General features: G+C 35.8%; 13 protein-coding genes. 10 read left to right on the top strand and 3 right to left on the bottom strand.

Features of this window, described 5'->3' with window-relative positions:
* Positions 1 to 66 precede the first annotated feature (66 nt).
* The 3 genes from moaA to modA are packed head-to-tail and all read left to right on the top strand — an operon-like array spanning position 67 to position 2,247.
* Positions 67 to 1,041: a GTP 3',8-cyclase MoaA gene (gene moaA, locus HZI73_RS15270; RefSeq protein WP_212694244.1), complete on the top strand. Its 975-nt coding sequence runs from the start codon at positions 67 to 69 to the stop codon at positions 1,039 to 1,041.
* A gap of 17 nt (positions 1,042 to 1,058) precedes the next feature.
* A complete protein-coding gene (locus HZI73_RS15265) occupies positions 1,059 to 1,475 on the top strand; it encodes an MOSC domain-containing protein (protein ID WP_212698826.1) in 417 nt (138 codons plus the stop codon).
* A complete protein-coding gene (gene modA / locus HZI73_RS15260; protein ID WP_212694243.1) occupies positions 1,450 to 2,247 on the top strand; it encodes a molybdate ABC transporter substrate-binding protein in 798 nt (265 codons plus the stop codon). Before HZI73_RS15265 ends, modA begins: the two co-directional genes overlap by 26 nt.
* 7 nt (positions 2,248 to 2,254) lie before the next feature.
* On the opposite strand, the gene HZI73_RS15255 is transcribed toward modA, so the two are convergent.
* Positions 2,255 to 2,752, bottom strand: a complete 498-nt coding sequence (locus HZI73_RS15255; protein WP_212694242.1) for a MogA/MoaB family molybdenum cofactor biosynthesis protein — start codon at positions 2,750 to 2,752, stop codon at positions 2,255 to 2,257.
* Between the two features lie 242 nt (positions 2,753 to 2,994).
* Here HZI73_RS15255 and HZI73_RS15250 point away from each other — a divergent pair, with 242 nt between their 5' ends.
* The 4 genes from HZI73_RS15250 to abc-f all read left to right on the top strand — a co-directional run bounded on the left by HZI73_RS15250 (position 2,995) and on the right by abc-f (position 7,871).
* The gene (locus tag HZI73_RS15250) at positions 2,995 to 4,281 is read left to right on the top strand and encodes a bifunctional folylpolyglutamate synthase/dihydrofolate synthase (protein ID WP_212694241.1); all 1,287 of its coding nucleotides are present in this window, start codon (positions 2,995 to 2,997) and stop codon (positions 4,279 to 4,281) included.
* Positions 4,282 to 4,355: 74 nt separating this feature from the next.
* Positions 4,356 to 5,411: a glycoside hydrolase family 18 protein gene (locus HZI73_RS15245; protein ID WP_212694240.1), complete on the top strand. Its 1,056-nt coding sequence runs from the start codon at positions 4,356 to 4,358 to the stop codon at positions 5,409 to 5,411.
* A 211-nt stretch (positions 5,412 to 5,622) separates the two neighbouring features.
* A complete protein-coding gene (locus HZI73_RS15240) occupies positions 5,623 to 5,769 on the top strand; it encodes a hypothetical protein (protein WP_212694239.1) in 147 nt (48 codons plus the stop codon).
* Positions 5,770 to 5,939: 170 nt separating this feature from the next.
* Complete coding sequence (gene abc-f / locus HZI73_RS15235) at positions 5,940 to 7,871, top strand: ribosomal protection-like ABC-F family protein (protein ID WP_212694238.1); 1,932 nt, start codon at positions 5,940 to 5,942, stop codon at positions 7,869 to 7,871.
* A gap of 127 nt (positions 7,872 to 7,998) precedes the next feature.
* Here abc-f and HZI73_RS15230 read toward each other — a convergent pair whose 3' ends face one another.
* Positions 7,999 to 9,360: an aminotransferase class V-fold PLP-dependent enzyme gene (locus HZI73_RS15230; RefSeq protein WP_212694237.1), complete on the bottom strand. Its 1,362-nt coding sequence runs from the start codon at positions 9,358 to 9,360 to the stop codon at positions 7,999 to 8,001.
* Positions 9,361 to 9,591: 231 nt separating this feature from the next.
* Here HZI73_RS15230 and HZI73_RS15225 point away from each other — a divergent pair, with 231 nt between their 5' ends.
* From HZI73_RS15225 to HZI73_RS15215, 3 genes are read left to right on the top strand one after another with little or no spacing between them, the layout of a single operon-like run.
* Positions 9,592 to 10,290: a DUF421 domain-containing protein gene (locus HZI73_RS15225; RefSeq protein WP_212694236.1), complete on the top strand. Its 699-nt coding sequence runs from the start codon at positions 9,592 to 9,594 to the stop codon at positions 10,288 to 10,290.
* Positions 10,291 to 10,326: 36 nt separating this feature from the next.
* Positions 10,327 to 10,707: a DUF4363 family protein gene (locus HZI73_RS15220; RefSeq protein ID WP_212694235.1), complete on the top strand. Its 381-nt coding sequence runs from the start codon at positions 10,327 to 10,329 to the stop codon at positions 10,705 to 10,707.
* A 30-nt stretch (positions 10,708 to 10,737) separates the two neighbouring features.
* Positions 10,738 to 11,466: a class I SAM-dependent methyltransferase gene (locus HZI73_RS15215; protein WP_212694234.1), complete on the top strand. Its 729-nt coding sequence runs from the start codon at positions 10,738 to 10,740 to the stop codon at positions 11,464 to 11,466.
* A gap of 123 nt (positions 11,467 to 11,589) precedes the next feature.
* Here HZI73_RS15215 and HZI73_RS15210 read toward each other — a convergent pair whose 3' ends face one another.
* The gene (locus tag HZI73_RS15210; RefSeq protein ID WP_212694233.1) at positions 11,590 to 13,044 is read right to left on the bottom strand and encodes a spore germination protein; all 1,455 of its coding nucleotides are present in this window, start codon (positions 13,042 to 13,044) and stop codon (positions 11,590 to 11,592) included.

The raw sequence follows: 13,044 nt of genomic DNA, 5'->3' as shown, positions 1-13,044 counted from the left end.
AAAGCATTCATGCTAATGTATCTTAGTATGCAGTAAGTTTACGATAGAAAGTACAGGTGACTAATCATGTTAGATGCATACAATCGCCATATCGATTATATAAGAATCTCCGTCACAGACCGTTGCAATTTCAAATGTGTCTATTGTATGCCTCCTGGTGGCGCTAAGTATGTCCAACAGGAAGATTTATTAAGCTTTGACGATATCATCAAGATATGCAGGGCTCTTGTTAAAGTAGGCATAACGAAAGTTAAAATAACAGGGGGAGAGCCTTTTGCCAGAAAAGGTGTGATACCACTCATTAAAGCAATTAAGGAAATGGATGGTATACAAAGTGTTACAGCCACAACCAATGGTTATTACTTAGAACAAATAGTAGATGATTTAGTAGAGGCTAAAATTGATGGTTTAAATATTAGTTTAGATACGTGTAATGCTCAACACTTTAATCAAATAACAACGGTAGATGCTTATGACAGAGTAATGAGAGGTATAAACAAAGCTATAGAAGCCTCAATACCTATAAAGCTTAATGTTGTTCCCATTAGGGAGTTAAACATGAATCAAATTATACCGATTGTAGCATTTGCTATAAAGAAGTCTATCATTCTACGCTTTATAGAGCTGATGCCAATCGGACATGGAACAATGTTTACACCTGTGACCAGTGGTGAAATTCAAGCAATGATACAAGAAAATTTTGGCACGTTGCAACCCATTGATAAAAAGTTAGGCAATGGACCAGCCAAATATTATGCATTGGAAGGTTTTTCGGGAGCCATCGGTTTCATTAGTGCTATAAGCAATAAGTTCTGTTTTTCATGTAATCGTATACGGTTAACTTCCAGCGGTTTTTTAAAAACATGTTTGCACTATAATCAAGGCATCCATTTAAAGCCATATTTAGATAAGGGAATAAGTGAAGATGAACTTATGACCATGATAGCCCATGAAATTGATCAAAAACCTAAGGATCATGGTTTTCATGATAAGCTGACGAGCAATGTAGAGAAAAAAAGTATGTTTCAAATAGGAGGGTAAGGGTGAAGGGTAAAATAATGGCTGTATGCATAAGTGAGAAAAAAGGTACCCAAAAATATAATGTGAATACCATTCACTTAATCAAGGATTTTGGTATTAAGGGTGATGCTCACGCAGGAAAGTGGCATCGTCAAGTAAGTCTATTGTCTTATGAAGAGATCCAGCAATTTAAAGAAAGAGGAGCCGAGATTGATCATGGTGCGTTTGGAGAGAACTTAGTGGTACAAGGGATTATTCTTAATGAACTGCCCATTGGAACACAATTAAAATGCAATGAGGTTATCCTGGAAGTAACACAAATCGGAAAAGAGTGCCATCATCACTGCCAGATATATCAAAAGATGGGTGAATGCATCATGCCAAAATTAGGTATATTTGCTCGTGTTCTGCAAGGAGGTATAATCCATAATGGTGATACCATGGAAGTATGTTAAGGGGTTTATTCTAGGCAGCATCATCCTAATGATAACAGCTGCTGGTTGTACCCATAACAAAACAACGGACATTCATGTATCCGCAGCAGCCTCCCTTACGCAAGTGATAGATGAGATGGTAAAGCATTATACTAAAAGTCATACAGATGTTAAGATTAACTTGAATTATGCTGGTACCAATACCTTAAAAATGCAGGTAGAAGAGGGTGCAGATGTGGACTTATTCTTATCCGCTAATTTTAAGTATTATGATGAACTTAATCAGAAGGGTTTTATTCAGGAAGGTGAAGCATTTGCCAAGAACAAGCTGTGTGTGATAAAACATAAAGATAATCAAACCATTCACACCATAGAGGATTTAACCCAACCCGATTTGAAAATTATCATTGGCAATAAAGATGTTCCCATCGGTAAGTATACTCTGGAAGTCCTGAATAAATTAGACGAAAAATATGGGCCTGACTTCTCTGAGAAAGTTCTAGAAAATGTCGTCTCCCAAGAAACCAATGTCAAAAGAATCGTAACTAAAATCAACCTTAATGAAGGAGATGCAGGGTTTGTTTATATGACAGATATGACGGATGCTGTGCGCGCTAATGTTGAGCATTTTGAAATTGAAGATCAGTACAATGTATTAAGTCATTATTATGCAGGTATAATAAAAAAAGACACCATAAAAGATGAAACAGAACGGTTCTATCAGTTTATACTCTCTAAAGAAGGTCAAGATATACTAAAGCAGTATGGATTCATCATGGATGAAAAGGAATAGTCAGCCACTATTTTGGTTCGACAGCACATTCAGACGCTGTACCTTTTAAAATGTCAATACCATGTTCTAAAGCAGGGATAACAAATGCCAAATTCTCTACTGCTGCTTTTGGACTACCTGGAAGGTTGATAATCAGCGTATTTTTTCTTATGCCAGAAATGCCTCGAGATAGCATGGCCTTAGGTGTAATAGCTAGTGATTTCATACGCATGGTCTCGGATATGCCAGGCACATGTTTTTCAATAATGTTACGTGTAGCTTCTGGTGTTACATCCCGTTTGGAAAAACCTGTACCGCCATTGGTTATAATCAGGTCTAATGTAAACATATCACATAAATGAATTAATTCTTTCTCAATCAAATCTTGTTCATCTGGAATCATCTTATAATAGTCAATCTGATAGCCATGCTTTTCTAATAAGTGCCTAAGCGCAGGACCTGTACCATCTTCTCGTTCACCGCGAGAGCCTTTGTCACTGATGGTTATAACTGCTGTTTTAATCATGATAATATCTCCTTTAACTCGGTATTATTGGATGAATTCAACTTTTTTTAGATAAATATGGGCATCAACTCGTTATACATCCTATTTCTTATAGTATACCATATTATGTAAGAAAAATAATGATGAGTTAATATAATGATCATTGAAAGATAGCTCATTCTTGTCCATTGAATAAGTTGTTGAAAGTAATAGCAAGATTAACTATAATAAAGAAGATATGATGACGCGGGGAGGATATATGCATGAATGATAAACAGGCCATAAAATATATAAAGGACTTAGGGCAGTATGGCTCTAGTCTTGGTTTAGATAGAATGAAAGCACTACTGGAATACCTAGGAAACCCTCAAGACAATATACATGTAATTCATATAGCTGGTACCAATGGAAAAGGTTCTGTAACCTCTTATATTACATCTATCTTGATACAATCAGGTTATAAAACAGGTACATATACGTCACCGGCAATATCGGATTTTCAAGAAATGATTCAGGTGAACGGGTATGAAATAGACAAAAAAGAACTTGTAGCGTGCATTAACCTTATAAAATCAGCGATAGAAGATATGTTAGCTGATGGCTTACAACACCCTACAGAATTTGAAGTAATAACAGCATTAGCTTTTTTATGCTTTAAAGAGAGTCAATGCGATTTTATTGTATTGGAAACGGGATTAGGTGGCAGGTATGATGCCACAAATGTTATGGAAGCAACAACCTGTTGCGTCATAACGGCTATAGGCATGGATCATACCAATTTTCTTGGAGATAGCATTGAGAAGATTGCTTATCAAAAAGCAGGTATCATCAAACCAAATAGTGAGGTGGTTCTTTATCAACAAAATGATACCATTATGGAAGTAATTAGAACTGAGTGCCAAGAAAACAAGGCCAAGCTTCACATAGCAGAGGTTAACGATTATTCTTTGCTAGAGACGTCTTATAAAGGACAAGTTTTTTCGTATAAAGCCTTTAAAGAAATGCGTATTCATTTATTAGGCAAACATCAGATTAAGAATGCTATTACAGCTATTGAGGTGGCTAATGTTTTAATAAACAAAGGCTTTCATATGGATGAAGAGAGTATAAAAGAGGGCTTAGCCAAAGCAAGATGGCCTTATCGATTTGAAATTGTATCTGAAAACCCATTTATTGTATTGGATGGTGCCCATAATGTCCAAGCAGCACAAGCTTTAAGACAGTCAATTGAAGCGTATTTTCCAGAAAAAAATATCCTATTTATTTTTGGAGTATTTAAAGATAAAGATTACAAAAGAATATTGGAAATAACAGCACCACTAGCTGATACCATCATAACGGTTACCCCCAATCATCAAAGAGCCCTTTCGAGTAAAGAAGGAGCCATTATAGCTAAACAGTTTTGTAGCCATGTAATCAATGGTGATACCATTGAGAATGCCGTAAAAATAAGCTTAGAGTTGGCTAAACCTGACGATGTGATTATCGGTTTCGGTTCACTATCTTATTTAAGTGCGTTAAAGAACACATGGCATAAAACAATCAAGTAGTAGTTTACAATGAAAATCTGGCAGTACACGAGAAAGTCCTATAGTTATTAATCTAAATGAAGGGAGTCATACACATGAGGAAGACAGACAAGAACGAGAATCAATTTAACATTATCAGTTATCTAGAAGACCATGAGCAATTGAATATGGAGGCTGTTGATGCCACTAAGCTGACACACATTAACTATGCCTTTGCATCAATTGACCAACATAAGGTTCATGGCAATCATTTAAAAAAGATTGGGGAGCTAAAAAAACTGAGACATGTAAACCCTCAGCTAAACATACTAATTTCTATTGGCGGATTAGGTGCAGAAGGTTTTTCAGATGCGGCATTGACGGAGGCGTCAAGAAAGTGTTTTGTGGATAGTGCCGTAACGTTTATGCGTACACATAATTTTGATGGTATTGATATTGACTGGGAGTATCCTGGTTCATCCTACGCTGGTATAGTATCCCGTCCAGAAGATAGAGAAAATTTTACACTTATGTTGAAGCTATTAAGAGATAAGCTGGATGAAGAAGGGGAGAAAGATGACAAGTATTATATGTTGACCATTGCTGTTGTTGCAGGAAAAAATTATTGGGAAAATACAGAGTTAGAAAAAATCGTTCAGTATTTAGATTATATCAACATCATGACTTATGACTTAGTAAATGAGAAAGATACAAGAACAGGTCATCACACCAACTTATATGTATCAAAAAAAGATCCTGATAGACCCAGTGCACATGATGAAATTGAATATCTAGTAAAAAAAGGAATACCGACTAAAAAACTGGTATTAGGTGCAGCTTTCTATGGCCGTGGATGGTCTAATGTTGATGTAGTTAACCATGGGCTAAATCAGGAAAGTCATTCACCAGACTCAGATATATTTACTTTTTCTACACTGACGGATAACTATATTGATAAAAATGGGTATGTCCGTTACTGGGATGAAGATGCCAAAGCACCATACCTTTTTGATGGTAATCGTTTTATAACGTATGAAGATGCAGAGTCAATTAAAGAAAAAACAACGTATGTTAAATCGAGAGATCTAGGTGGTATTGTTTTTTGGGAATATACATATGATAATAAAGGTGTACTGCAACATGCTTTATTTAATGGCTTATTAAAAAATTAACCCTTTTAATCCTATAACATTGGATATATGATATAGGAAAAGATTAATAGTATCTATCTATGTATGATGATGGAATTAACAAGTACGAATACTTGAGATACTCACCATACAAGTTGACGGGTAATAGGAAATATGATAAAATGTTAAGCGAATAGTTTACTTGCAGTATATATTATGAAGCAAGATATTATAAGAAAAGGAAAGAAAAACAATGACGAATTCAATTGATTTATGGATGATGTTTAAGAAAAGCATAACAGCAATTTTTAATGGTCCTACTACAAGTGCGTCCATTTTTAGCTGTGCATCAGATAATAAATTAGTTGAAGGATATCGATATAGGTTTGTGAACACCTAGTTTGCTCACGGATGTATACGTATAGTATTTTGATAGTTAATCCTAGACTAATGTCTAGGATTTTTTTGTGCCAATTATTATGAGGAAGGTATGTGAGTAAATATGTAGTCAGCTATGATTGATATAAGGACAACATATAAATCGATCAATAGATATAGGAAAGGTAAGTGATGAACATGATTGAATGTGGTATTAGCAATTTATCAAAAAGCTATGGAGCAACGAAAATATTTGAAAATGTAACATTTGATATAAAAACTGGTGAGCGACTAGGGCTTATAGGTGGTAATGGAACGGGTAAAACCACCATTATGAAAATACTCATGGGTAAGGAAGACTATGAAGGCAATGTTTTTTTTAGAAAAGGTGCAAAACTTGGTTACTTGGATCAGATTCCAGTTTTTGAAGAAGATTATACGGTGAAGGAAGTACTCTACCTTGCATTTGAAGCAGTCTTTAACATAAAGAAGCAATTAACAGCTTTGGAAGAACGGCTAAGTGATCCTGCTGAAAATATGGAGCAACTAATGAAAGAATATGGTATACTTCAAGAACGATTTGAACTCCTTGGTGGTTATGAAACGGAAGAGAAATTTAGTAAAGTGGTTATAGGTCTGAACATAACAGAAGCCATGCTTGCTATGAAGTTTGATAAACTAAGTGGTGGCGAAAAATCTAAGATTATGTTAGGCAAAATATTATTAGAAAAACCGGATATATTATTACTGGATGAACCGTCTAACCACTTGGACTTAAAAGCAATAGAGTGGTTAGAAAGTTACTTGAAAGACTATAAAGGCGCTGTGCTTATTATTTCCCATGATCGTTATTTCTTAGACCGTGTGGTTGATAGAATTGTTGAATTAGATTACTATGGCGTTATAACGTATCATGGTAATTATTCATACTACCTTGTAGAAAAAGAAAGACGTTTCATGGAAGCCATGCAGCATTATAAGGAAAATCAAAAGAAGATTAAACGCATGGAGGAACAGATTAAACGGTTTCGTATCTGGGGCCAGATGCGTGATAGTGATAAAATGTATAAAAGAGCAAAAGAGTTAGAAAAACGTCTTGAAAAGATGGAGAAATTGGATAAACCTGTTCTGGAGAAAACGAAAATTAAACTCAGCCAGAAAGCCATTAATCGTACAGGTAAAGAAGTATTAACTCTTAGAGATGTTAAAAAGGGATTTGATACAAAATTATTGTTTAATGAACTGAATCTGACACTTTTTTATCAAGATAGCCTAGCCATTCTAGGTGATAACGGCACAGGTAAATCCACCTTATTGAAGATTATAATGGAGGAGTTAGAACCTGATGCAGGTAAGGTGAAGTATGGTGCAAAACTAAATATTGGTTATCTGCCTCAGGAAATTCAGTTCGAAGATGAAAGCCTCTCCATACTGGAGGCGTTTCAATACCAGTATAACTTAACTATTGGTGATGCAAGAAAAGAGCTGGCTAAGGTTATGTTCATAAAAGATGATGTGTTTAAAAAGATAAACATGTTGTCAGGAGGAGAGAAGAGTCGTCTAAAATTATGTATGCTCATGTTTGAAAAGACCAACTTCATGATTCTAGATGAACCAACGAATCATCTGGATATTGATTCTCGAGAAGTACTTGAAGAAACCTTATTAAATTTTCAAGGTACGATTTTATTTGTATCCCATGACCGTTATTTCATCAATAAGATTGCCACAAAAATAGGTGAAATAGATAGTCATCACTTAACACTCTATCAAGGAGATTATGAATACTATAAACAAGAGCTAGAAAAGAAGGCACTAGAAGATAACAATGCAAAGCCTAAGGTCGCGACTGTAAAGCGTAACCATCATGAGAAGGATGATAAGAAAAGACGGATACAAAGCAATGAAAAAAAATTATTGTCCATCGAGACATCTATCGAAAGTGTAGAAGCTTCTATTGCTTCCATAACGGATAAGATGGTGAGTAATAGCTCTAATGCAGATGAACTGCTTACCTTAGAAAAAGAGAAAAAGGGATATCTTAAGATGCTTGATGCACACATGCAGGAATGGGAGCAAATCTCTGAAATACTTGAAAAGTTAGAAAGCAGACATATAAAATAAACCATGGTTTATCCATGTATTGTCAAATCCTCATATTCATGTATGGATATGGAAAAAAGAAGGAGCCTGTAACAAAGCCAAGTGCTTTGTTTATAGCTCCTTTTAATATATTGAAAAGAGGGAGAAACTAGTACCTTGCTGAACTTGATAGTTCGAAATAATGACAAGGATATTTCTTCTGATAATAAGCTTTATTATCTGCTAATTTGGCAATAAAGTCAATGCATCTATCGACTTCATCCATTGTATTGTACAGACCAAAACTGATCCGGACCATACCTGGGTGAGGTAAATTTGGATTACGACGATGGGCATCCATTTCTTTATGGGATATTCGGAGTAATTTTTGCACATAAGGTTGTGCACAAAAACAACCACTTCTTACGCTAACACCTGCTTCTTTTGAAAGTGCGTTAGCCACAATGGAATGATGTAAACCTTTTATATTAAAAGTGACGATACCTATGCGGTCAATGCAGTTCTTTGAATTACCATAGATAATCACATCTTTTATTTTATTAAGTTTGTTAAGCGCATGCTGGGTAAGACTCAGTTCCATTTCTTCAAGATGGTGCATATCTAATCGGTTCAACGTTTTTAGGGCAGCATCCAACGCAACCACACCCATGATGTTAGGGGTTCCTGCTTCTTCCTTATAGGGCACATCATCCCACATGACATACTGAGGTGTTACAATTTTAACAGTACCACCACCTACATAAGTTGGTGGGCCATGTTTAAAGGTTTTCTTCGGAGCAATGAGAACGCCTGTTCCAAATGGAGCGTATATTTTATGACCTGAAAATACAAGATAATCAATGTGTTCATTATCGTAAGCAGGTTGCATGTTGATGGGTGAATGGGGAATTAATTGTGCACCATCGATTAGAATTTTGGTACCGTATTTATGGGCTAATCGTGCTAGGTAATGAATGTCATTTTTATAGCCTGTCACATTTGAAGCCCCTGATACAGCTACTAATCTTATTTGACCGCTGTACAGTCTTAACTTTTGTTCATAATCTTGTATATCCAGTTTCCCATTGGTATCCAAATCAATATATTTAACACGAAAGTATTTACGCCAAGGTAAATCATTGGAATGGTGTTCCATATAGGATGATAGAACAATGCCACCTTTATTTTCATGTCCAAGTTTATGTGCAATCTTGTTAAGAGCTTCTGTAGAATTTTTAACAAAGATAACGGTGGAATAGTCCATATCCATCATGATGAACTTAGCTATGGTTTTTCTGGCATTTTCATAGAATTCCGATGATAGCTTGGATTTGTAACCTGTACCACGATGTATCGATGCATACCAAGGAGCAAAGTTGTTAATCGCCTCCATAACAGATTTTAGTGGAGGTGTTGTAGCTGCATTATCGAAATTAATTTCGTTTGTATAACGACCATTGGATAGAGGGATACGTATATCTGTACCTTCTACAAGGTGTTTATAGTTGTTTTGATTAGGGTAATTGTCCATGAAAGCCCCCCTCATGATACGGATATTATTTCAATTACGATTTATAGGTTATTAAAAAGAGCCATCAACACAAGGATGAGATAGCTGGTTAATTTTTGTCAATACAGTGTTCTTGTGAACCTTACTCTATATCATATGCTTTCTCATATAATACGTGAGCCTATGATTCTTTTTTGGTTTGATTATCATAATATTATTATTTTAGCAAATACTATTTTTGAGGTGATGAATATGAATGAAGGTTTAGTGGTTGTTGTTCGAGGGATTATAGGTTTTATTTCACTCCTTATTTTCACGAGATTTTTAGGTAAACAACAAATCAGTCAGCTATCGCTATTTGAGTATGTTCTTGGCATAACAATTGGTTCAATGGCATCAACACTTACAACGGATCTAAGTTCAGCAGCATGGCCTCATTGGGTAGGGCTTGTTGTATGGGCTTTTATGGTTTATCTATTCCAAGTCATAACGAACCGATTTCCAAGAGCCAGCACGTATATTAATGGAAGACCTCAAGTGCTAATTGCTAATGGAAAAATCATGGAAGAAACCCTTAAGAAAATTCGATACAGTCTCTACGATTTATTGGAGCAATTACGCGGTAACAACGTGTTTGATATTGGTAAAGTGGAGTTTGCTGTTCTTGAGACCAATGGCAAGCTCACCGTATTATTAAAATCACAAGAGCAGCCGTTGACACCTAAGGTCATGAAGATACAAACAGAATATGAAGGGCTTAGTACCCAGCTTATCTACAATGGTATTATCCTTAATCATAATCTGGTGAAAGTAAATCTAGATCACCGATGGTTAGAACAACAGCTTCTGAATAAAGGCATTAGAAGTATCACAGAAGTCTATACAGCCATGTTAAACAGTGCTGGTGATTTGTATATTGACTTGTATGCGGATCATGCCTATGATAAGTAACAGAATTGAAATAAACAATAGGATGGAAGTGGTTAGATGAACCAAATGGCTGTAAGAAAAGGTTTAATGATTACAATTGTTTGCATCATTCTAGGTATCTTTGTTTTTATTATGAATTCAGGGAATTTGCTCAAACAATCCTTTTCTGATAGGGATGATTTTGAGAAGTATCTTAACGCGTTAGATACCGCTGTTGAAAATGAACAATGGAATAGAACCATGGATATTTATGATGATTTATATGATGCTTGGTATCAAGTGGAAGAGAGGATTCAATTTAGTATAGAAAGAGATGACATCGTGAGTATCCGACATAGTATGGATCGATTAAAAGGCTGTATACGGGTAAAAAGCTTGGATGATGCGATTATTAACATTGAAGAAATCAAAAGTTTCTGGAAACACTTAGAGAAATAGTGTTATACTACAGTTACTGGAGGTGAAACAATGGCATTTTATAAAAGTATTTCGCCATGGTACAATCATATTTTTCCTTTAAAAAAACCCATGGTAGATTTTGTGTTACAGGCAATTCCAGAAGAGTCAGGTGAAAATGTCCTTGATATAGGGTGTGCTACCGGATTATTATCCCAGGCTATTGCAGACCGATGCAGTCAGGTCTTAGGCATTGACCTTGATACGGATATGATACGACGTGCTAATGAGGACAATGCTTATGAGCATGTCACCTATCTTGAGATGAACATGTTAAATATGGATCATATATTAAAAAAAGAGACAATGGATAAGGTGATATGTTTTGGCAATACACTTGTCCATTTAACGGACCAAGAAGAAATATTTTCTGCTTTAAAAAATATCACCTATGTGCTAAAAAAAGGTGGTAAACTGATGATTCAGATTCTTAATTATCACTATATACTGGACACAAACATGAAAGCATTACCGTTAATTGATAATGAACATATCAAATTTGAACGCTTTTATTCAGAACAAGTACGTGATGAACGCCTCATATTTGAAACAAGGCTAACGGTGAAGGACACAGGCAATGTAATCTCCAATGAAATATATCTTTATCCTTTATTAAAAGATCAGCTGGAAAAGATGTTGTTGGAACTGGGTTATACGTCTATTCATTTTTATGGTAATTTTAAACGAAAACCTTATCATTATGAACACCTGCCATTGATTGTTGAAGCAATTCGTCACTAGTTCTGATATGGGGCTGTCTCATAAAAGCAAATCTGACTTGCCAGACTTTAACGTCCTCTAATACATTGACGTTATGTTACTTTATTGAGACAGCCCCTTAATTGCATGCACATTACTGTATGGTTATTTTTTTGTTAGCTTATCCACATCATGGAATTTCTTACTATTACGTTTGATTTCAATGATAGGCTTTCGAAGCATTACATGACTTAATGCTTTTGCGTTTAGTGGAAACAGAGGCCAAGTATAATGAATGCCGCTAAAGGTTTTGGTAGTGACAATGATTAAAAGAATAATAATTAAACCAGCCAAAAAACCATATAAACCAAAGATACCCGTTAAAAGAAGTAAAAATAATCGGAATAAGCGTATGGCCATAGCAAATTCAATACTTGGTGTGGCAAATGTGCAGATACCAGTAATAGCCATGTATAAAATAGTTTCAGGAATGAACCAGCCTACGTCTACAGCAAATTGACTAAGGATTAACCCCCCAATAATACCCAGTGAAGTGGATAGGGTATTGGGCGTGTGAATAGACGCCATCCGTAACATATCCAGCCCCAATTCTAAAATGATAAATTGAATAAAGATAGGTATATTGCCTACTTCTTTTGGACCGATAAATGCTAAACTGTCAGGTAGATACGAAGGGTTTTCAGCAAACATTAACCACAATGGTGATAGGACCGTTGCTATGATAATTGAAAGAAAACGAATCCATCGGGTATAAGTGCCCACAAGGGGGTTTTGGTAGTAGTCCTCTGAATGCTGGGTGAAGTGAAAAAAGGTTGTAGGCAGCAACATAACACTTGGAGAAGTATCGACAATAATGGCAATATGCCCCTCTAATAGGTGAGCAGCTACCACGTCAGGTCGCTCTGTAAAACGCACCTGTGGCATTGGATTGAACCACTTTTTCTTAATGATTAATTCTTCAAGGGATTTCTCAGCCATGAGTAAGGCATCTACCTGAATACGATCAATTTTTTCATGAAGTGTTGTCAGTAAGTCGTCGTCTACCATGTCAGCAATATAGCCAATGGAGACATCTGTTTTGGAACGTTTGCCAACAGTTTTCATTTCAAAAATTAAACGGGCATCACGAACCCGCCGACGTATAAGAGCAGTATTAAAAACGACAGTTTCCACTAAGCCATCCCTAGAACCTCGGGTTACTTTTTCTAAATCAGGTTCTTCAGGCCCTCTTGCAGGGTAGGTTCTTGCATCAATGATGATACCATCCTTTTGACCATCCAACACTAAGGCAACAGCCCCTGATAAAACAGATAGTTGGAGTGTATCAAAATCTTGAAAGGTTTCCACTTCAATATAGCCAATATGTTTGTCAATGAAGCGCTGCAAACCATCTATTGATGCTTCAGCATCCGTTAAATCTTGTAATTGATCTAATAGCCATAACATAATATCGTCTTTTGCAAATCCATCCACAAAGGTGATATAGCCCTTTGTTTCTCCAAAGGTAACACCTCTGCCAATGATATCAAAACTTTTCTTAATGGGTAGTATCTTATTGATTTCTTTTATGTTCTCATCTAGGTTTCTTGATAATTGCAT

It is taken from the genome of Vallitalea pronyensis, from assembly GCF_018141445.1.
Taxonomy (GTDB): Bacteria; Bacillota; Clostridia; order Lachnospirales; family Vallitaleaceae; genus Vallitalea; species Vallitalea pronyensis.
Note: the sequence above shows the minus strand (reverse complement) of the source record. Positions and strands in the feature narration are given on the sequence as shown.

Coding starts and splice junctions, on each gene's coding strand:
- moaA (WP_212694244.1), top strand. CDS start 67: ATGTTAGATGCATACAATCGCCATATCGATTATATAAGAATCTCCGTC.
- HZI73_RS15230 (WP_212694237.1), bottom strand. CDS start 9,360: ATGGACAATTACCCTAATCAAAACAACTATAAACACCTTGTAGAAGGT.
- HZI73_RS15250 (WP_212694241.1), top strand. CDS start 2,995: ATGAATGATAAACAGGCCATAAAATATATAAAGGACTTAGGGCAGTAT.
- HZI73_RS15210 (WP_212694233.1), bottom strand. CDS start 13,044: ATGCAATTATCAAGAAACCTAGATGAGAACATAAAAGAAATCAATAAG.
- HZI73_RS15220 (WP_212694235.1), top strand. CDS start 10,327: ATGAACCAAATGGCTGTAAGAAAAGGTTTAATGATTACAATTGTTTGC.
- HZI73_RS15255 (WP_212694242.1), bottom strand. CDS start 2,752: ATGATTAAAACAGCAGTTATAACCATCAGTGACAAAGGCTCTCGCGGT.
- HZI73_RS15225 (WP_212694236.1), top strand. CDS start 9,592: ATGAATGAAGGTTTAGTGGTTGTTGTTCGAGGGATTATAGGTTTTATT.
- modA (WP_212694243.1), top strand. CDS start 1,450: ATGGTGATACCATGGAAGTATGTTAAGGGGTTTATTCTAGGCAGCATC.
- HZI73_RS15215 (WP_212694234.1), top strand. CDS start 10,738: ATGGCATTTTATAAAAGTATTTCGCCATGGTACAATCATATTTTTCCT.
- HZI73_RS15245 (WP_212694240.1), top strand. CDS start 4,356: ATGAGGAAGACAGACAAGAACGAGAATCAATTTAACATTATCAGTTAT.
- HZI73_RS15265 (WP_212698826.1), top strand. CDS start 1,059: ATGGCTGTATGCATAAGTGAGAAAAAAGGTACCCAAAAATATAATGTG.
- abc-f (WP_212694238.1), top strand. CDS start 5,940: ATGAACATGATTGAATGTGGTATTAGCAATTTATCAAAAAGCTATGGA.
- HZI73_RS15240 (WP_212694239.1), top strand. CDS start 5,623: ATGACGAATTCAATTGATTTATGGATGATGTTTAAGAAAAGCATAACA.